A 19,560-nucleotide genomic window follows, 5' to 3' on the forward strand; every position below is an offset into this window, starting at 1 on the left:
ACGATTTAATCGTACCTATCGTACTGAAGTACTCGATTTATATCTTTTTAACAACTTAGCACAAGCAAGGAGAATAACCGAAGAATGGTTAACGATTTATAATACCGAAAGACCGCATGAGGTATTACAAGCAGCATGATTTTCTACGTGAGTTGTGTACTAAGTTTGGGATATTTACAATTTGATTTTTTGTCAAATAGACATTTGATAATTCTTTATAAAACTTTATTAATCGATTAATTGGATATAAAATATTTTTTGCTGTTTATTTTGCCAAGTGATTGAATATTTGAAAGTACCTGACTTCATTAAAGTTGCTTCTTGTAAATATGCCTGACATAGATACTGTTTATTATCATTATCAGTACGGAGTGTTTTTTGATTAACAATAGTCGGTCTTTTAAAACCTTCTCTTGTGTAAATTTCTTTTAATATATTTTCTGCATCTTTACTATCACATTTTGGCGGCATTTCATCTCCACAACCAGTTAATAAAAAACAGCCTAATAATGTAAATATAAATATTTTTTTCATCAGTTTTCCTTAATCAAATAACATTTTTAATATAATTAATCAGTTTTTTTGTCATTTTCTTGTTCTTTTTTACTATATACAGCATCCCCAAAAGTGAATCCCAGCTTAAAATTAATGCCACGATAATGTATCTTTTATCAAGGGTTGAATTGTATATATCAATACTCCTACAAAATTCATTAAAAAATAAGAAATATATAATGTTTTTCTATAAAAGGGCTATATTGCCCTTTTCTTTGCTAAAACGAATAACGAACACCAATAGTTAAATCAGTTGTGCTAAGTTTTAATGATGAATTTGAGCTATTATCATTTGTTGATACATTTACTTTTCCTCCGTAAGTATATCGAGCTTGTAAATCTGTCGACCAATTGTCAGTTATTTTATAAGAAGCCCCAATACCTGCAGAGTAGGCAAAGCGAGTTTTGCTTTTGGAATCTGTATCGGCATCCTCATTGTCTCCGCCTTTTACAAGTCCTGTTCGTTCATATTTCAAAAACGCAGTACCAACACCTAGTGATGCATAAGGTGTGAAATCAGTTCCTGTATCAATATCATAATAGGTATTTAACATTAATGTATTCATACGTGTTTTTATGCTTAAATAGTAATCAGCAGTTTGTGCATCTCCATCGTCATCGATATATGACACATTTCGCGAATTGGTATTTTTATTTAAATTGCCACGTTTAGTAAACATCAATTCAGTGCGAATAGGGATACTAAATTGAGGTTTAAAGTTATATCCAATTCCTACACCACCACTAAGGACAGTCTTATTTTGAGATCCAAATCTCAAATGACTAGAATTTATATCGTCCTCATTAAAGTGATGCTCTATACTTTTTGCTTTTAGCCAACTTGCACCTATTTGGCCATTAATGTAAAGGCCTGATGTTTCTGCATAAGAAAAGCTACTTATACTTGTTAAAAAAGCTATTGTAATAAACGATTTCTTCATTTTTATTCCTTATTTTGCCTAAATTGACTTTTAAAAGTATAAATTAAAAATATAAAACTATCAATAATGGATTTATTTATTTATTTTTGTATCAATAAAGGATATTCAATAAAAAGACTAACATCTCGACAATAAATACCAATTTAAATTTTAGTTATGAGCAAAGACATTTAATGGCAAAAGTACCTGTATCTGATATAGATAAAAAAGTAGGAAAGCGCATACAACACTGTAGAAAAGAAAACAATTTAACTATAGCTGAGTTATCTGAACGAGTAGAGTTATCAACTCAGCAATTATCTCGCTACGAAAGAGGGATTAATAAAATTAATCTGGATCATTTAACTAAAATTGCACATAAATTAAATACACCAATAAGTTGGTTTCTTATTGATGAAGAACAAAGTTATATCTTTAATAGTTCCAATAAAGTAAGTGAAAACAAAACGGGATATTATTCTACACAAAATGATCTAAAAGCCCGTTTATTACAACGTTGGGATATGTTATCAGTTGAACAAAAACGGGCAGTTATCATTTTGATTGATACAATGTAATAAAAAATAAGTTTTTATTTTAAGATTTTAAAACTTTTTGGAGCTTTGTTAGACGTTTTTAGATGATAAGATAATATATATAAATAAGTAATTATTTCACCTTTATAGGTCATGATTTCATATATATCAATAACATTACTAATATTATCAGCACCTGTACTTCCTATTCTTAACAAAAAAAGAAGGTCAATCAACCTCAGTTATCATTGGGGATGGTCGGCTAAATCGTCTTCATTAATCATGGTGAAATTTCTGTTTTTTATCTTTCAACGTAATAAGGAAATTCATTAGCTTTGCAAAGTATCATTAAATGCATAAATTTAAACTGGTTCTTAATTTTTAGTTTCATCAAAAGTATGATAAATGTAAGTTGTATAATGTAGTCATTTATATAATAATTTTTAACAATAATTCGAGTTGTTTACAGTAGTAGTTTTTCAAGTTACTGTAAACAACTTGATGAATTCCTACACTTCATTTTTTCCCGATAAATAATCTGAAATAGATACAAATTTATCATTATGTAATACTAAGGTTATGATTAAAAAAGCTGATGTAAATCCCGCTAATGCCGTGCCAGTTACTCTTTGCGAATGTTTGGTTCTTCTTTCATATTTTTCTCTTTTTAAAGCCATAGAAATTATTAAAGCGATAATAATACAAGTTATTGCGATAAAAGGAATAAACATCTTTGTATAGAAAGCCAATATAAAATCTTGAATATTGTTATTATATAAAAACGTTGCTTTGGCGATAGCAACTAAGAATATAGCAAATGCTGCAATACAGACGTATAGCGTTATGTTTGGTGATACATTTAACCAATGCATAATGACAAAAAATACAACAGGTAATAGCACTGACGCTATCACAAATCCGACATCAGTATAGTTAGCAAAAACTGTAATTTCGCGCTTGTTACTTTTATAAATCCCATAGGCTGCAATTATAAGTAGTACAACGGTCGAAATAAACCATAATAGGTAGTTAGGTTCAGAGGTGTTTTGTTGTGTGATTGCAAAACTTGAAGTTGGCAAGATTAATATTGACAATGTAAAGATTATTGTTGCGAAGATTTTTCTCATTTTAAATATACCTTATGTCATTAAATATATTTTTATTTTTTAGTTTATAAAAGTTATTTTTAATATTTCTATTAGTTATTGTAAAAAATAATTAAGGGTACCAATATGTAAAATATTTGGGTACCCATAAATAGGTTTGGGTCAGAAAAGAATATTAAAAATCTTCATTTGATTGATTTTGAAAGTTTATAAGTTGTTTTTTAGGCAATGTAAAATTTACACCTAAACGGATATTATCATCTTCATCAGATATAACAATGAGCTCTGCTTGTCTTGCTGTATCAGGTATTCGGTGAAGTAATGACATATAATTATTGGCTTTGCCAAAAACACCTTGTAGAGAATCATTGCTGATAGCTATAATATTTAACGATGTAGAATGAGAAATAGCATCTAGCCAAAATTCTTCAAAAGCTTTTTGAGTAGCATTTTGACCTTTTTCTTTTATGATAGATACAAAGTCAACATTGTTAGAATCATCTGTAGCATAAATAATAGAAAAGTTCTTGCTTATCGCAGTCAGTAATGTTCCTAATTTATTACCGTTATCGTCTGAATCTGTTTCAAGATAAACAGATTCTAAAAGATTATTTTGGTTAAAAATCAGTACCATTGTCCATTGAAAACCGAGAAAGCTTTGGTTGTAACTTATCAGCTGATTTTGATCGTCAGGATCTTGTTCAGTGCTATATTGCTGCATTACTTCATTTTTAGGCATATTGTAATACAAATTTTTGTATAAAGGTGTTTTGGTTGAAGAATAGGAGGTATCAGCACCAACGGTAAGAGTAGTAAAAATTAGCCAACAAAAAACTAATAAGTGGCGTAAGTTATTTTTCATATTATTCCTTTCAGCATAATATTTAATAAACCGATAAGATCCTAAGTAGGATCTTATTCATAATTATTCAACAAAAATTGCAAATATTCGAGTGATAACTGTTAAACTTACAAATATTAATGATATGATTTTCCATACATTTTTATTATTATCATTGGTTGTGTTATAGACAGCGAATAACGTGGCTATTGACCAAATGATAATCAAAATATTGCCATTAAATAACCCTGAACTTGAACGTGTAAACATATCAACAATTGTAATAACAACGACAGGAAGAAACCAAAACAACCAAAATGTTTTTGCAAGTCCATATTCTCCTTTAATATATTTAATGTGTGAAGACATGCTTTTATTTTGTTGTTCTTTTATTTTATCTAGTAATGACATGCTATACTCCTTTTTTATTAGTTAACAATTTGAACAAAAAATTGGTTTTTATTTTTTTTGTCTAAAAATACAGAATATTTAACAGGGAATGCTCCATTACCACCAAAAGAAACGTTTGCTTGGCATAAGTATCTCTTTTGTTCTTTATCTTCGTTAAGTGTTAATTGATCGCTAATGTTAATAAAAGAAAGTTGACCGCCACCTTGTTTTGCCATTATTTGGTTCAATAGCTTTTTTGTATCTTTGCTATCACAGCTAGGCGGCATACCATCCCCACAACCTGTTAAAAAAAGCCCTAATATTGATATAGATAGTAATTTCTTCATCGTTTTTCCTTTTTTATGAATGTTAAAAATTCAATTGTAGACTAGTTATTTTAATAAGTCTATAATTGGAATTAAATTAACAAAAAATCCATTAATGGATTTTTTGTTGATGATTAGTTTGATTATATTAATAATGATATATGTCAAAATTTGACATAGAAAAGAATAATTTTTACTATTGAGTAGTATATTTATTTGAGGTGTTTTTGTTATTCTTCATCAAACCAATCCCAAAAATCAACGGGTTTAATAACTTCCACCATATTGCCCCACATATAGAGATACCAAGACATTTCAAGGGCACCGCCTGCTTTAAATTTAACGGTTATTGATTTGTCTTTATTTTCTATCATAGTTTGAGTTGGGTGGAAGATATAATGTCTAACTTCTTTTGCTACTTCAGGACTAAAACACCACTCCACATCGAAAGGTTCCTCTTTAAAGGTACCAAACATATCTTGACAGTAATCAGTTAAATTAAATGAATTGGGGATTGTATAACTAAGTTCTAAAATATTAATTTTTTCTATATTATGCAAAATAAAATGATGGATCTGTTGGCCATAATAATTATCGCTGTGCCTTGCTAAAAGGTAATGATTTCTTTCACTATATAAAATTCCGTAAGGCTCTAAAGTGTTGTGACTATATTTTCCGCTATTTTTGTTGTAGTATTTTATTTTTATTTGTTTTTTATTAAGCAAAGCTGTTCGTAATGTATTGAGTATTTCTACATCTAAATGAAACCTAGGTCCAGGGCGAAAAGCTAACCCTTCAATTTTCAATAATGCTTCTGTTTCATCTTCAAGGCTTCTTTTACGTTTTTTAGATTGTAATAAATTTTTAATCTTTGTTTCTAAACTAACTAGTGATTTGGCTTGCTCGTGTAAATTATGTTGCTGTAAAAAATTCACACTAGCCTGCAAGGCAGAAAGCTCTTGTGGGGAAAAAGTAAAAAGTGCATTCATCTGTTGAGATGAAATCCGCCATCGCTTGCAGCGTCCGTCTGTTGAATACTCTTCCATATTTGGAAAATAATCACGCAACCCTGCACACATTCGTTGTGCTGTTCGTAGTGATACGTTATAACGTCGTTGGATCTCATCTAATGATAAACCCTCAGCACTATTTTGTAATTCAAAAGCAAGATCAAACAAATCCCATGATTTTTCGTACATTTTTATTTTCCTACTCAGATATTAAATATGACAAAATCTGTCATTATTTTACATTAAGATAAACAATAATAATAACAAAGTAGATATTTATGATGATAATCAATCAAAAAGAGTTAGCTATAATTGATCAAGCAAAAAAAATCATGAAAAAATATATACAAGTAGGGAAAAAGATATCCACAATAGATCATGTTAAGGATTATTTTATATTTCATTTAGGATTATATGATTATGAAGCGTTTTGTGTTTTGTATTTAAATAGTCAAAATAGAATTATTGCACTAGAGGAGCTATTTCGTGGCACAATTAATGAGTCAAGTGTTTATCCTCGAGAAATTGTAAAGCAAGTATTATATTATCAAGCAACAGCCATTATTTTGGTTCACAATCATCCAAGTGGCGATAAAGAGCCTAGTTTATTGGATATTTTATTAACCTCTAAAATTAAAAATGCATTAGCGTTGATCGATGTTGTTGTATTAGATCATTTGATTGTTGCTAGAGATAACGTTATTTCAATAAAGGAAAATACAAAATATAACTCGATGAATCTGTTTAATTGATATTTAGCTGATTATCTGGCGATTAAAACACCAAAAAAATCTATTAGTGGAATTTATTCGTTTTTTTAATCCTAAAAAGGTATTTAATTATTATTTTAATCTCAGACAATGATAGCCATGATTTTTTTATATTAGATATTCCCAGCATGGTAAAACTAGCAGCGTCAAATACAGATAAAATAGTAGGTAAACGAATACAACAGCGTCGTAAAGAAATGGATTTGACCGTTGCTCAACTTTCCGAAAAAATCAATTTATCTCCGCAACAATTAGCACGTTATGAACGAGGTGAAAATAAAATTAACTTCGATCATTTTGTTAAAATTGCAGAGTACCTAAAAACACCAATAAGTTGGTTTTTTATTGATTTTGATACCTATCCTAACGGTTCGGTATTAAATAATAAAATAAGGGAACAGCAACAAAGTTATGAAATGAAATTTACCGACAAACAACATAATGACCTTGACGCTCGTTTATTGCAACACTGGCGAGTATTATCTATAGAACAGAAACGAGCATTCATACTATTTTTAGATACCTTAAAATAAATCTAAAAATATACTAAAACAATGAAATTCCCTCTTAAAAGTTACCGTACGCTAACAAATTTTTAAAATTAATTAACTTTATTATTCAATAGGCTATAACCTTGACGTTTTTACAGTAATTTTTACCGTCGATGCTCTATTGTTATTTCCGTGTACAGGTATTAATGGTAAATAAAACCATACTATTTATATGGTAATACTCTGTATTTAATATTTGATGAAGGAAAACAAAGGCAATAAACTCTGCGTTATTGGCTATAAAGTTATCCGGTGTAGTATTACAACGCCATCAACCAATACATAAGAGCATATAGAAGACAAAGTCTGCGATTCTTGCGCTTTTGCAACTGAGTAGCAAAAGCGCTTTTCAAAAAAATAAAACTTACTACAACAAAAAAGTACTCTTCGCTAATCCACCTTATAGGTGAATAGTAATTACTAATTTTAACCTTAATTAGTTAAAAACAGTTTAAGCGAAGGATTATGTGTTTCGTTGTGGAAACCATAATCGAGTTCAGTTAGGTGTTGATTAAACTGGTTAAGGGTTGATTCGTCGATTTCAAACGCAGCAAGTACACGCCCATAATCGGTACCGTGGCTACGATAGTGGAACATTGATATATTCCAATTAGTCCCTAACGTTTGTAAGAATTTAAGCAACGCTCCTTGCGATTCAGGGAACTCAAAACTGTATACTTGTTCTTGAAGCGGTTTGCAAGGTTTGCCACCAATCATGTAGCGTACATGTAGTTTTGCCATTTCGTCTTCGGTTAGATCCACTACAGGGTATTTTGCAGCAGCAAGTTCTTGCATAATTTCATCTTTTTCTTCACTTTTCGAGATTTTTATTCCCACAAAAATACAAGCAGATTTTTCATCATGATAGCGGTAATTAAATTCGGTTACTGTGCGTCCACCTAATAGCTGACAGAAACTTAAAAAACTGCCTTTCTTTTCTGGAATGGTGACTGCTAATAGCGCTTCACGTTTTTCGCCTAATTCACAGCGTTCTGATACATAGCGCAAGCTGTGGAAGTTTAAATTAGCGCCTGACAGTATATGAGCAAGTTTTTCACCACAGATGTTATGCTGATCGACATATTTTTTTAGTCCAGCTAATGCTACTGCGCCAGATGGTTCAGCTATTGCACGTACATCGTCAAATAAGTCTTTCACTGCCGCGCAAATTTCGTCGCTATTCACGGTAATAATATCATCAATATATTGTTGGCAAAGTCTGAATGTTTCATCGCCAATTCGTTTGACAGCAACGCCTTCAGCAAAGAGTCCAACACGCTCTAAATCAACAGGGTGACCTGCATCTAATGCAGCTTTTAAGCAAGCTGAGTCTTTAGGCTCAACAGCAATAACTTTGATTGATGGCATGATTTGTTTGATTAATACTGCAATGCCTGCGGCAAGCCCACCACCACCAACAGGTACAAAGATTCGGTCGAGTTTAGCATTTTGTTGTAATAGTTCCATAGCAATACTGCCTTGCCCAGCAATTACTAATGGATGATCAAATGGTGGAATAAAGATGCGATTTTGTTCTTTAGCCAGTTCCATTGCTTTGGCTTTGGCTTCGTCAAAGTTGGCACCATAAAGTAATACTTCACCACCAAAACTTTTTACAGCTTCAACTTTGATATCGGCAGTTGTTAGTGGCATAACAATTAAAGAACTGATGCCTAATTTTGTAGCCGAAAAAGCCACTCCTTGCGCATGGTTGCCAGCCGACGCAGCAATAACGCCGCATTTGCGTTCTTCTTCACTTAAGCTGGCTATCATGGCTTGTGCTCCACGGATTTTGAAGCTGTGGACGAGTTGGCGGTCTTCGCGTTTGACAAAAACTTGATTGTGTATTCTTGCCGATATTTTTTCCATTTTTTCAAGTGGAGTTACTTCTGCTACATCATATACGGCGCTACAAAGCGTTGCTTTTAAATAATCTGCACCAGTAAGTTGAGTATTTTCTTGTTTCACAATTAGCCACCTAATTTACTTTTATCTCGTACGGCACCTTTGTCTGCGCTTGTTGCTAAACTGGCGTAAGCTTTAAGCGCAAATGAGACGTAACGATCTCGATTATGAGGCGTAAATGCTTTTTCACCTCGTTCTAGTTCTGCAACTCGTCGACGTTCAAGTTCAGAAGTTGGGACATCTAGTACTAATTTACGATTTGGGATATCAATATCAATAATATCACCATCACGAACAAGACCTATAACGCCGCCATTTGCTGCTTCAGGAGAAATATGACCAATCGATAAGCCAGAGGAACCACCAGAAAAACGTCCATCTGTTATCAATGCACATTTTTTGCCTAGACCCATGGATTTTAAATAACTGGTTGGGTAGAGCATCTCTTGCATACCCGGTCCGCCTTTTGGTCCTTCATAAATGATGACAACGACATCACCTTCAACCACTTTGCCTCCTAATATGCCATCAACAGCATCTTCTTGGCTTTCAAATACTTTTGCAGGACCTCGGAAAATTAAATTTTCAGCAGCAACGCCTGCGGTCTTAACAATTGCGCCATCTTGTGCAACATTACCATAGAGTGTTGCAAGTCCACCGTCTTGACTATAGGCGTGAGCTTTATCACGAATACAACCATTTACACGGTCATCGTCAAGTGAATCCCAATAGCAATCTTGTGAAAAAGCTTTAGTGGTGCGAATGCCTGCAGGTCCACTACGATACATTTTTTTTACTGCTTCGTCGGTAGTTTGAGTTATGTCGTATTTGGTGAAAGTTTCTTGTAATGTTAGTCCTAGAACGTTGTGAACATTGCGATTTAGTAATCCTGCTTTATCTAGTTCAGACATAATTGACACAACGCCACCAGCTCGGTGAACATCTTCCATATGGTATTGCGCTGTACTTGGCGCTACTTTACATAAATGTGGGACTTTTCGCGATAATCTATCTATATCTGACATGGTAAAGTCGATTTCGCCTTCTTGTGCGGTGGCTAACAAATGTAATACGGTGTTAGTCGATCCCCCCATAGCAATGTCTAATGACATAGCATTTTCGTATGCCGCTTTTGTTGCAATTGAACGAGGCAGGTAAGATGCATCATCATGTTCATAATAGCGTTTGGTGATTTCAACAATGCGTTTAGCTGCATTTAAAAAGAGTTGTTCACGTTGTTTGTGAGTGGCAATAAGTGAACCATTGCCCGGCAGCGAAAGCCCTAAAGCTTCGGTTAAACAATTCATCGAGTTAGCGGTAAACATGCCTGAGCAAGAACCACAAGTAGGGCAGGCAGATTCTTCGATGGTTTTGCTATCTTCATCGCTAACATTTGGGTTAGCACTTTGAATCATTGCGTCAACTAAGTCTAATTTAATGATTTGGTCAGATAGTTTGGTTTTGCCTGCTTCCATCGGTCCACCTGAAACAAAAATGGTTGGGATATTTAAACGAAGCGAAGCCATTAACATTCCCGGTGTGATTTTGTCGCAGTTAGAAATACAGATCATGGCGTCGGCACAGTGTGCATTAACCATATACTCGACAGAATCAGCAATGAGTTCTCTTGAAGGAAGTGAGTAAAGCATTCCACCATGTCCCATGGCAATACCATCATCAACTGCGATTGTATTGAACTCTTTGGCAATGCCACCCGATGCTTCAATTTGTTTGGCAACTAGCTGTCCAATGTCTTTTAAGTGGACATGTCCTGGTACAAATTGTGTGAATGAGTTAACCACCGCAATGATGGGTTTACCAAAGTCTTCATTTTTAACGCCAGTTGCACGCCATAATGCACGGGCACCAGCCATGTTTCTACCCTCGATCGAGGTTGCTGAACGATATTTAGGCATTTCCTGCTCCCAATTTTATGCAAGTAACCGTGTTTAACGGTTTGTAGTTTTTAATATTAATCAACAGGTTAAAAAGTCATCCGCCAACATAGTTGGCGGATTTTTGATTTTATTTATTATTTAACAAGATCTAACCAACCATATTTATCTTCAGTTTTACCATTAAATAAACCAAAGAATGTTTGTTGGATTTGTTTGGTGATTGGACCACAACGGCCAATGCCAACTTGGATGCGGTCAACACTGCGCACAGGTGTGATTTCAGCTGCAGTACCTGTCATAAAGACTTCATCTGCCAGATAAAGTGATTCGCGTGATAGTGTTTGTTCTCGCACTTCAATACCAATGTCACGTGCTAGCGTTAATACTGCATCACGTGTAATACCAGGTAGCGCCGATGACGATAAAACCGGAGTGTATAAAATGCCATCTTTAATAATAAAGAGATTTTCACCAGCACCTTCAGATAAGTGACCATGAACATCTAACGCAATACCTTCTTGGAAGCCATTTGCTCTCGCTTCAGAACCAATTAATAATGATGATAAATAGTTACCACCTGCTTTAGCTGCGGCAGGAATTGTATTTGATGCAACGCGATGCCAAGATGAGACCATTGCATCAATACCTTTGTCTAATGCTTCTTCGCCTAGATAAGCCCCCCATGGAAATGCAGCTATCATAACATCGGTTTTATAATCCTCACGTGGGTTAACGCCCATACCCACATCACCAATAAAGACTAATGGGCGAATATAAGCGCTTTTTAAATTATTTTTTTTAATGGTTTGACGTGTAGCTTCCATGATTTCATCAAGAGAATAAGGTACAGGGAAACGATAAATTTTTGCTGAATTTAACAGCCGTTGAGCATGTTCTTTGTGGCGAAAAATGGCAGGACCTTTATGGGTGTCATAACAACGTACACCTTCAAATACTGAAGTTCCATAATGTAAAGCATGTGACATTACATGAACTTTTGCATCTGCCCATGGAATCATGTCACCATTCAACCAAATATAATCAGATTTTGCTGTAGAACTCATTTTGTTTCCCTCTTTATTTTTCAATTTGTTAAGCATGTATTTTGCTTTAGGTATTTTTGTTTTAACGGTCAAGCATTATACTACACTTATTTGTTTATTTAACTGTTAAATTGTTTACCATCTTTGATTTAAATTATTATTTAATAATAAGTTGTTTGAGATTATTATTACTCAATTACTATTACATCTTCTAATTTTGCTACTTGATTTTGTAGTGTCGAAAACGCTCTTTCGGTGGTTAATATTAATGTCATAATTAGTATGTTGTTTTCAACTGTTTGCATTTGCATTGATTTAATATAACCACCCCGATGACGGATAACCCGTAATATACGTTCAAGTGCCCCCAATTTGTCATAAGCTTTTATGACTAATTGGTATTGTGTTTGTTTGTTCATTGCTTACTCCTCACAACTTCTATCTAGCATGTTTTCGTTTGCTGCTCCAGGTGGTACCAGTGGCCATACGTTTTCTAATTCATCTATGCATACATGTAAAAGATAAGCACCTTTTGAATTAAATAGGTTATTGAGCGCAGTATCGATTTGTGACTTTTTGTTGATAGTTTGCCCAGGTATATCAAATGCTTTAGCTAGCATTAAAAAGTCGGGATTATCTGATAAATTTGTTTCGCTGTATCTTTCGTTAAAAAATAATTCTTGCCATTGGCGAACCATACCTAGGCGTTGGTTATCAATTAATACGATTTTTATTGGCAATTTTTTACGTTTTATAGTGGCTAATTCTTGGACATTCATCATGAAAGATCCATCACCTGATACACAAATTACACAGTCATTGGGTCTTGCCATTTGTGCGCCAACGGCCGATGGTAAACCAAATCCCATTGTGCCAAGCCCACTTGATGTAATGAAGTTTTGAGGGTGATTAAAGCACATATGTTGTGCTGTCCACATTTGGTGTTGTCCCACATCGGTAGTGACAATAGTATTAGCTGATTTTCGCTCAGAGATAGTTTTTAATAAAGTTGGCGCATAAATAGCTTCACCGGGGTGATCATAGCGAGTTGGATGTTGTGCTTTTAATTGATTAATTTTTTTATGCCATTTATCAATTGAAACTGTTTGATTTAGTAGTGGTAAAACTTGCTTTATATCGCCTTGTAATCCTAAATGGCTTTGGCGTAATTTGTTGATTTCAGCTTGATCAATATCAATATGAAGTACTTTAGCATGTCGTGCAAATTCATTAAGATTGCCGGTAACCCTGTCATCAAATCGTACTCCTAGGGCAATTAGTAGGTCACACTCTTGCACTGCTAAATTGGCTGCTTTTGTTCCATGCATGCCGACTAATCCTAAATAATAGGGATTATTAATATCGGCAACACCAAGCCCTTTTAATGTTGATACACTTGGAATTTGTGTTAATTCCATAAAGTTTCTAAGTTCGGATATTGCGCCTGAAAGTCCAACACCTCCACCAATGTAAAGCATTGGTTTTTGGGCTTGGGTGATCATTTGTTTGGCTTGTTTTATATCATCAGGCAAGATTGGGTATAGTTGAGTTTTATTCTGTGCAATTTTTAATGAGGATGGTGTTAAATAGTTATGATAATCTAGGTTTTCAAGCTGTATATCTTTGGGAACATCAATTAATATTGGTCCCGGTCTTCCCGAATTGGCTAAGTTAAACGCCTCTTCTAATATATTGGGTAAATCGTGCGCATCATCGATTAAATAACTGTGTTTGGTGCAAGCAAGAGATAATCCCAAAACATCAACTTCTTGAAAGGCATCTGTACCAATAAGTTTGGTTGGTACTTGACCAGTTATAGCAACAATCGGAACAGAATCAATCAAAGCATCAGCAAGACCTGTAATGATGTTAGTTGCACCAGGACCCGAGGTGGCAATGCAAACACCAGTTTTTCCTGTTGCACGAGCGTAACCAATAGCCGCCATGGCAGCACCTTGTTCATGACGACATAGTACATGTTCAATACCCCCGTCATAAAGTGCATCGTATAGAGGCATAATTTGTCCACCAGGATATCCAAAAACGATGGTTACGCCTTTTTCTTTTAAGGTTTTTACTATCCACTGTGTTCCTAACATTTATTCCTCGCTTGTACTTTACCTATCCATTAACCATAAAAAAACCCCCGCTTTTTGGGAGCGGGGGTTTTCTGATTTATGTATAAACATATTTTTTATTCAAAAACGCCCCCGCGCAGGAATAATGACCACGCTGACAATAATATTGATGAGGACGATTTTGAGTGAAAATTTCATAATGTTGGATGATTAACTTTTTATCATTTTTTAAAATATTTTTAACAAAATACTCGTTTTTAAAAAAAGTGCAACAGTTTTTTATTGCTTTTGCTATTTAGCACAAATAGTTTGTGAAAAAGTTTCAGGAAACACTGTGTTTTAGTATAAAAATATCGGTTTTAATAGTTTGGTCTGATGTTTTTGCAATGTCAGTGTATAAAAAACAAATATAAGTAATATAAAGAAATATCGAATATTTAAAAAATGATATCAGTATGAAAATATTGCAACTAATTATTTTTGTTATTTTTAAATTGGTTTTAATAAACTTTGATAACGCTAAAAAACTTCACAAGATACATCTACCGCGGATTGGGAAAATGGTGATCTTAATGATTCTCAAAGTTCAGTCAATGATCCAATCCTTCAAAAATTACTTAACGCATATTGTGAAAATAGTAATGAGATGAATGAGCTTAAAAAATTTTCTAAATGGTGTTAACTATCACTACGATATAAATAATAAAAAAATCATAATAATTTATCTAAAATCAATATGTTGTAAATAAAAGCAACCTGTTTTTAAAATTTTCTTTTACTAGCTTCGTATATGTTAATTTGATACACTTAGTTCAGTGCAAGATTATGCAATATTTAAGGTTTCGGCTTTACTAATTTCAATGACCTCACCAAGCCAATCATAGAAAGCCGCCTTTGTTTATTATTAGCCTCACTTTTTGTTTGTTTAAAAATCTTTGGGGATGATATTGAGCAATGCTATTAAGTTTAAAAAAGAATATTCTAATTTTTGTTGTCAGTAAATATAATTTATTGAATTAATTAGTTATTTTAAAGATTAAAATAGGTTTATCAATAGGATTTTGTGATTATTAATTGATTTCATTTAAGTTATATCGAATTTGTTTTCAAATACATGTTTAACTTAGGAGAAAATTATGAGCAAACAAATCTATAATCCACTTACCAAATATCATCATGATAAGTTCCCAAAACAAACACAAGTTGCACCAGCTTTACAGTGTGAAATGACCCCAACTCCTGATTGTGGTGAAAAAAGCTATCAAGGCCATGGCCGCTTAGAAGGACGTAAAATGCTTGTTACTGGTGGCGATTCTGGTATTGGTCGGGCGGCAGCGATTGCTTATGCTAAAGAAGGTGCTGATGTAGCAATAAATTACCTTCCTTTCGAGCAAAAAGACGCGGAAGATGTTGCTAAGGTTATTCAAGCGGCTGGGCGCAAAGCTGTATTGATCCCTGGTGATTTGAGTGACGAGACTTTTTGTAAAAAATTAGTTGAAGAGGCGCACCATCAATTAGGTGGATTGGATAATTTGACATTGGTTGCTGGTAAGCAGGTTGCTGTTGAAGATATTATGGAACTTACTACCGAGCAAATTAAGAAAACCTTTGAAGTTAATGTGTTTTCGCTTTTTTGGTTAACTAAAGCGGCTTTAGGTTACTTAAAACCAGGATCAACCATTATTACAACTTCATCTGTTCAGGCTTATCAACCTAGCAGTAATTTATTAGATTATGCTTCAACTAAAACAGCTATTATTGCATTTACACGTGGATTAGCTAAACAATTAGGTCATAAAGGTATTCGTGTAAATTCTGTTGCCCCAGGTCCAGTTTGGACTCCATTACAAATTTGTGGTGGTCAACCAAGTGACGCTATTCCTGAATTTGGTAAACAAACTCCTTTACAACGAGCTGGTCAACCTGTTGAACTTGCTGGTGTTTATGTACACTTAGCATCTGAAGAATCAAGTTATACAACTGGCGAAACTTATGGTGTTACAGGCGGTATGCATATTAACTAATTGATATTTGTTATAGTAAAAGAGTTTATTTAAACTCTTTTACTATTAACATTAGATAAAATTAACTTTTAAAATAAAATAGTTGTTATGAGTTAATTCATGGTAGTCAAAAAATTAAATAAAAAAGGAATAAAAATGAAACTTTTTAAAGTGATCACTTTAGTAGTGTTAGGGCTTTTTTTAGTCAATTGTGATAATTCAAAATCAAAAACTGATGATATTAAACAACAAGCCAAACAAACAAGTTCAGAAGTAAGTGACAAGGCCAATCAAGCAGGTGCAGAAATTAGCGATAAAGCTAATCAATTAAGCTCAGAAATTGGTGATAAGGCTAGCCAATTAAATGCAAAAATTGAGGACCAAGTTAAGCAAGTAAGCTCAGCCATTAGTGATAAAGCTAAAGATTTGTATCAACAAACAAAATCAGAAAAAGATGAGATGCTTAATAAGATTGAAGAAGGTAATTATAATGTTGCTCAAGGTTTGATGATCAAGGCAATTAAAACAAAATTACCTGCAACAATTGATTCAAGTGTAACTTTAGTTGATGTATCGTCAGATGGCAATGCAATTAATTATAAATATATTGTGAATAATATCACTAAAGATGCATTACAGGCTAAAACTAGTCAAAAGAGTTTACAAGATAAATTGGTTGAGTTTTATTGTGGTGATGATTCTAGCATGAAGACTTTAAGATTAGTATTCCCTAGAGGAGCTAACCATAATTATTATATCAATGATGATAAGGTATTTTCAGTAGATGTAAAACCAAGTGATTGTGATGATGATGATTAAATATATTTTTATTAATTTGGATAAATAGTTAAATTTTATTAATATAAAAGGGCTGATTGAAGCCCTTTTTATTTTGGACGCTCTTTCTTAATAGTGTTCTTTTACAGCTCTTTTAAAGATTAATTAGTATTATTATTACTGTTTTTGTATTTTTATAGTTTTATCTTTTAAAAGATATCAGGTAGTGATGAATTAGCTTGGGTAGGAATAAACATGAAAGGCATGAAAGTAACATTTGTGATGTTAATGGGAATAATATCATTTGGTTTTAATAATTCAGAAGCAAAAGTTATGGGTACTCAGCGAACTGGTATTCAAGAAAATATGGATATTGTTGAAAGAGGACAAAATATTATTGCTCAATCAACACCTGAAAAAATCAAAGAATTTAATGAGCAAAAAGATGGTGATTATAGTTTTGCTCAAGATTCGGTTGTTGCAGGTATAAAAGAAAAGTTACCCATTGTGATTGATAAATTTACGATGTTCAATGACATATCAAAAGATAACAATAAACTTATTTATAAATATATTATAAAAGGTTTGCCTAAAGATGTGATATTGCTAAAGCAAAATCAGCAATCTGTATTAAAAACGATAGTTACTTTATATTGTGGTAATGACCCAAATGTTGAAGCGTTGAAACTCATATTCCCAAATGGAGTAAGTCATAATTATTATCTTGAAAATGAGAAAATTATGTCGTTTGATTTGGAACCGAGTGATTGTGATTCTAAATAACCATTAATCAACTTAAAAAATACTAGAAACCATCAGCACTAAATAAGTGGGGGCTTATTAAAGCTTACTTTTTGTTTTAAATTGTAAATTTTTTTATGTACTTTTTTCACTGATATTTTACAATTTATTGACCACTTTTTAAATAAGTGGTCGATATGTAATTTATAAAATTTACTCAAAGGAATAATAATGAAAAGTTTAAAAACAGTGTCAGCAATTTTGATAAGCTTGGTTCTTTGTAGTTGTGATAATTCAAAATCTGATGCTAATAAAGCAGTTGGTGATTCTTCAAAAAATACTGAATTAAGTCGTTTGCAAGAAACTATTATTAACGAAGCAAAAAAAATGCTTCCAGTTAAAGTTGATGCAAAAACTAATTTGATTGATATAACTAAAGATAATGATTTAATTAATTATAAATATGTAATTGATAGTTCAAAAGATGAGTTATCAATTCCTGATACTCAAAAAATGACGACAGAAAGTCTAAAAACACTTTATTGTAGTAATAGCTCACAAGTTAAACAACTTAGGGATGCATTCCCAAATGGTGTTAGTCATAATTATTATATAAATGATGAGCAATTATTTAGTGTTAAATTGACACCAGCTTCTTGTACTGCTAACTAAAGTAGTTTGTTTTAATTTTTGATATAATTTATTAATGTGATATAAAACAGGGTAATTTCCCCTGTTTTTTTTGAGTTATTCTAGTTCTTTACCTTTTGTTTCGGGTATTAAAAATACAAATGCAGCCGCTGATAATAAATAAGCAGCAGACAGTAAAGCTAATGCGTAGCTAATTGAATAAACAGTAGCTAAATATGCAATTAAAACTTGCGATATTCCTGCAATTCCTCGACCTACATTAAAAATAATATTTTCAGCACTTGAACGGGCATCTGTTGGGTAATGTTCAGCAAGCAATGCACCATATCCGCCCATCATACCATTTACAAAAAAGCCAATTGCTGAACCAAATATGATTAATATAAACATATCAGTTTGATGAAAATAAAACCAAATTGAAACTGCCGAAACGAATAAAAATAGGATATAAGAAGGACGGCGGCCAAATTTATCACATAACCAACCAAAAATTAAGATCCCTAGTGACATACCAATTGTTGTTGAGATGGTCCAGAACATTGTATTTTTGAATGGCAATTTGAGTTCAGTTGCAATCATATTTGGCATCCAAACCATGAGCCCATAAAAACCAAAATTTTGTACTGCACAGGCAATAGTTAACCCTATTGTAGTTGCTACGGTTCGAGAATTTTTAAATAATTTGCCAATGGCAATTTTATTTTTGTTTTGAGCTTTCAAATTTTGCCAGATTTCTGGTTCTTTTAGACCTTTACGTGTCCAAGCAACAAATAGAGCTGGTAGTACCCCCATGGCAAAAGCCCAGCGCCAACCATAAATTTCACCAATAAAATTAACGGTTAATGCGGCTAAAATGATACCAGCTTGAAAGCCTAATGCTACAATGGATGTTGCTCTTGAACGTTTATTTTTAGGCCAGCTTTCTGAAACTAGAGTCATACCAATTCCAAATTCACCACCAAGACCAAGTCCACTTAAAAAGCGAAAAATTAAAAAGCATTCATAGTTAGGTGAAATTGCACATAACCCTGTGAAAAGAGAAAATATTAAAATAGTCCATGAAAAGACTCTTACTCGACCATATTTATCGGCAAGGATACCAAATAAAATACCGCCTAATACGGCACCAAGTAAGGTTACTGATGTTAAGGTTCCTAAATCAGCTTTAGTTAGATTAAAGCTGGTCGAGATTAGACTAAAACATACACCTAAAATCATCATATCCATGCCATCAAGTGCGTAACCGACAGTGGATGCAAAAAGGGTTCTTTTTTGATACGGGGTTGTGTGTTCGTTTTCACTTTCTGCTTGCAAGGCTGTGTTTGCTTCAGTGTTCATGTATACCTCTAGTTTTTAAAAATAGATGTTACTTAAAATTTGCGTTTTATGATGTTTAATTTGTGATTAAACGGAGGGTAAATTAAAGCGGGGCAAGTATATACTTAAAACTAGTAAAAAG

Annotated in this window: 21 protein-coding genes; 8 read left to right on the forward strand and 13 right to left on the reverse strand. The window is 33.1% G+C overall.

Annotated features, from left to right (window positions below):
- The coding region (locus GYW75_RS11370; RefSeq protein ID WP_174799424.1) for an integrase core domain-containing protein at window positions 1–139 on the forward strand (139 nt) is incomplete at its 5' end.
- An 89-nt stretch (window positions 140–228) separates the two neighbouring features.
- On the opposite strand, the gene GYW75_RS11375 is transcribed toward GYW75_RS11370, so the two are convergent.
- Window positions 229–534 carry a hypothetical protein gene (locus GYW75_RS11375; protein ID WP_065608985.1) on the reverse strand — a complete coding sequence of 102 codons (306 nt, stop codon included), beginning with the start codon at window positions 532–534 and terminating at the stop codon, window positions 229–231.
- A 239-nt stretch (window positions 535–773) separates the two neighbouring features.
- Window positions 774–1,496: an outer membrane protein gene (locus GYW75_RS11380; RefSeq protein ID WP_065608984.1), complete on the reverse strand. Its 723-nt coding sequence runs from the start codon at window positions 1,494–1,496 to the stop codon at window positions 774–776.
- A gap of 173 nt (window positions 1,497–1,669) precedes the next feature.
- Here GYW75_RS11380 and GYW75_RS11385 point away from each other — a divergent pair, with 173 nt between their 5' ends.
- A complete protein-coding gene (locus tag GYW75_RS11385) occupies window positions 1,670–2,053 on the forward strand; it encodes a helix-turn-helix domain-containing protein (protein ID WP_174799425.1) in 384 nt (127 codons plus the stop codon).
- A 467-nt stretch (window positions 2,054–2,520) separates the two neighbouring features.
- On the opposite strand, the gene GYW75_RS11390 is transcribed toward GYW75_RS11385, so the two are convergent.
- The 5 genes from GYW75_RS11390 to GYW75_RS11410 all read right to left on the reverse strand — a co-directional run bounded on the left by GYW75_RS11390 (window position 2,521) and on the right by GYW75_RS11410 (window position 5,873).
- Window positions 2,521–3,138, reverse strand: coding sequence for a hypothetical protein (locus GYW75_RS11390; RefSeq protein ID WP_065589320.1), 618 nt, complete (start codon window positions 3,136–3,138; stop codon window positions 2,521–2,523).
- A 154-nt stretch (window positions 3,139–3,292) separates the two neighbouring features.
- Window positions 3,293–3,979, reverse strand: coding sequence for a hypothetical protein (locus GYW75_RS11395; protein ID WP_065589319.1), 687 nt, complete (start codon window positions 3,977–3,979; stop codon window positions 3,293–3,295).
- A gap of 63 nt (window positions 3,980–4,042) precedes the next feature.
- Complete coding sequence (locus GYW75_RS11400; RefSeq protein WP_065589318.1) at window positions 4,043–4,369, reverse strand: hypothetical protein; 327 nt, start codon at window positions 4,367–4,369, stop codon at window positions 4,043–4,045.
- A 17-nt stretch (window positions 4,370–4,386) separates the two neighbouring features.
- The gene (locus GYW75_RS11405; protein WP_174799426.1) at window positions 4,387–4,695 is read right to left on the reverse strand and encodes a hypothetical protein; all 309 of its coding nucleotides are present in this window, start codon (window positions 4,693–4,695) and stop codon (window positions 4,387–4,389) included.
- A gap of 209 nt (window positions 4,696–4,904) precedes the next feature.
- On the reverse strand, window positions 4,905–5,873 hold the full coding sequence (locus GYW75_RS11410) for a helix-turn-helix transcriptional regulator (RefSeq protein WP_174799427.1): 969 nt from the start codon (window positions 5,871–5,873) through the stop codon (window positions 4,905–4,907).
- Between the two features lie 89 nt (window positions 5,874–5,962).
- On the opposite strand from GYW75_RS11410, the gene radC reads away from it, so the two are divergent.
- Window positions 5,963–6,436, forward strand: coding sequence for a RadC family protein (gene radC / locus GYW75_RS11415; RefSeq protein WP_081296755.1), 474 nt, complete (start codon window positions 5,963–5,965; stop codon window positions 6,434–6,436).
- Between the two features lie 146 nt (window positions 6,437–6,582).
- A complete protein-coding gene (locus GYW75_RS11420; RefSeq protein WP_174799428.1) occupies window positions 6,583–6,987 on the forward strand; it encodes a helix-turn-helix domain-containing protein in 405 nt (134 codons plus the stop codon).
- A gap of 450 nt (window positions 6,988–7,437) precedes the next feature.
- On the opposite strand, the gene ilvA is transcribed toward GYW75_RS11420, so the two are convergent.
- The 5 genes from ilvA to ilvG form a co-directional block, all read right to left on the reverse strand.
- A complete protein-coding gene (gene ilvA / locus GYW75_RS11425) occupies window positions 7,438–8,973 on the reverse strand; it encodes a threonine ammonia-lyase, biosynthetic (protein ID WP_342366994.1) in 1,536 nt (511 codons plus the stop codon).
- Window positions 8,974–8,975: 2 nt separating this feature from the next.
- The gene (gene ilvD / locus GYW75_RS11430; protein WP_174799429.1) at window positions 8,976–10,826 is read right to left on the reverse strand and encodes a dihydroxy-acid dehydratase; all 1,851 of its coding nucleotides are present in this window, start codon (window positions 10,824–10,826) and stop codon (window positions 8,976–8,978) included.
- A 116-nt stretch (window positions 10,827–10,942) separates the two neighbouring features.
- The gene (locus GYW75_RS11435) at window positions 10,943–11,872 is read right to left on the reverse strand and encodes a branched-chain amino acid transaminase (protein ID WP_174799430.1); all 930 of its coding nucleotides are present in this window, start codon (window positions 11,870–11,872) and stop codon (window positions 10,943–10,945) included.
- 167 nt (window positions 11,873–12,039) lie between these two features.
- Complete coding sequence (gene ilvM / locus GYW75_RS11440) at window positions 12,040–12,270, reverse strand: acetolactate synthase 2 small subunit (RefSeq protein ID WP_174799431.1); 231 nt, start codon at window positions 12,268–12,270, stop codon at window positions 12,040–12,042.
- Window positions 12,271–12,273: 3 nt separating this feature from the next.
- Window positions 12,274–13,950 carry an acetolactate synthase 2 catalytic subunit gene (ilvG, locus tag GYW75_RS11445; protein ID WP_174799432.1) on the reverse strand — a complete coding sequence of 559 codons (1,677 nt, stop codon included), beginning with the start codon at window positions 13,948–13,950 and terminating at the stop codon, window positions 12,274–12,276.
- A 1,115-nt stretch (window positions 13,951–15,065) separates the two neighbouring features.
- On the opposite strand from ilvG, the gene GYW75_RS11450 reads away from it, so the two are divergent.
- The 4 genes from GYW75_RS11450 to GYW75_RS11465 all read left to right on the forward strand — a co-directional run bounded on the left by GYW75_RS11450 (window position 15,066) and on the right by GYW75_RS11465 (window position 18,122).
- The gene (locus tag GYW75_RS11450) at window positions 15,066–15,953 is read left to right on the forward strand and encodes an SDR family oxidoreductase (RefSeq protein ID WP_065589309.1); all 888 of its coding nucleotides are present in this window, start codon (window positions 15,066–15,068) and stop codon (window positions 15,951–15,953) included.
- A 135-nt stretch (window positions 15,954–16,088) separates the two neighbouring features.
- A complete protein-coding gene (locus GYW75_RS11455; RefSeq protein ID WP_174799433.1) occupies window positions 16,089–16,751 on the forward strand; it encodes a hypothetical protein in 663 nt (220 codons plus the stop codon).
- A gap of 213 nt (window positions 16,752–16,964) precedes the next feature.
- A complete protein-coding gene (locus GYW75_RS11460; protein WP_174799434.1) occupies window positions 16,965–17,492 on the forward strand; it encodes a protein K in 528 nt (175 codons plus the stop codon).
- Between the two features lie 189 nt (window positions 17,493–17,681).
- On the forward strand, window positions 17,682–18,122 hold the full coding sequence (locus GYW75_RS11465) for a hypothetical protein (RefSeq protein ID WP_034914029.1): 441 nt from the start codon (window positions 17,682–17,684) through the stop codon (window positions 18,120–18,122).
- A 75-nt stretch (window positions 18,123–18,197) separates the two neighbouring features.
- Here the strand turns inward: GYW75_RS11465 and GYW75_RS11470 are convergent, their stop codons facing one another.
- A complete protein-coding gene (locus GYW75_RS11470; RefSeq protein ID WP_174799435.1) occupies window positions 18,198–19,439 on the reverse strand; it encodes an MFS transporter in 1,242 nt (413 codons plus the stop codon).
- Window positions 19,440–19,560: the final 121 nt, after the last annotated feature.

Origin of the sequence: Gilliamella sp. ESL0232 (assembly GCF_013346885.1) — a bacterium.
In the GTDB taxonomy this organism is placed as follows: Bacteria; Pseudomonadota; Gammaproteobacteria; order Enterobacterales; family Orbaceae; genus Gilliamella; species Gilliamella bombi.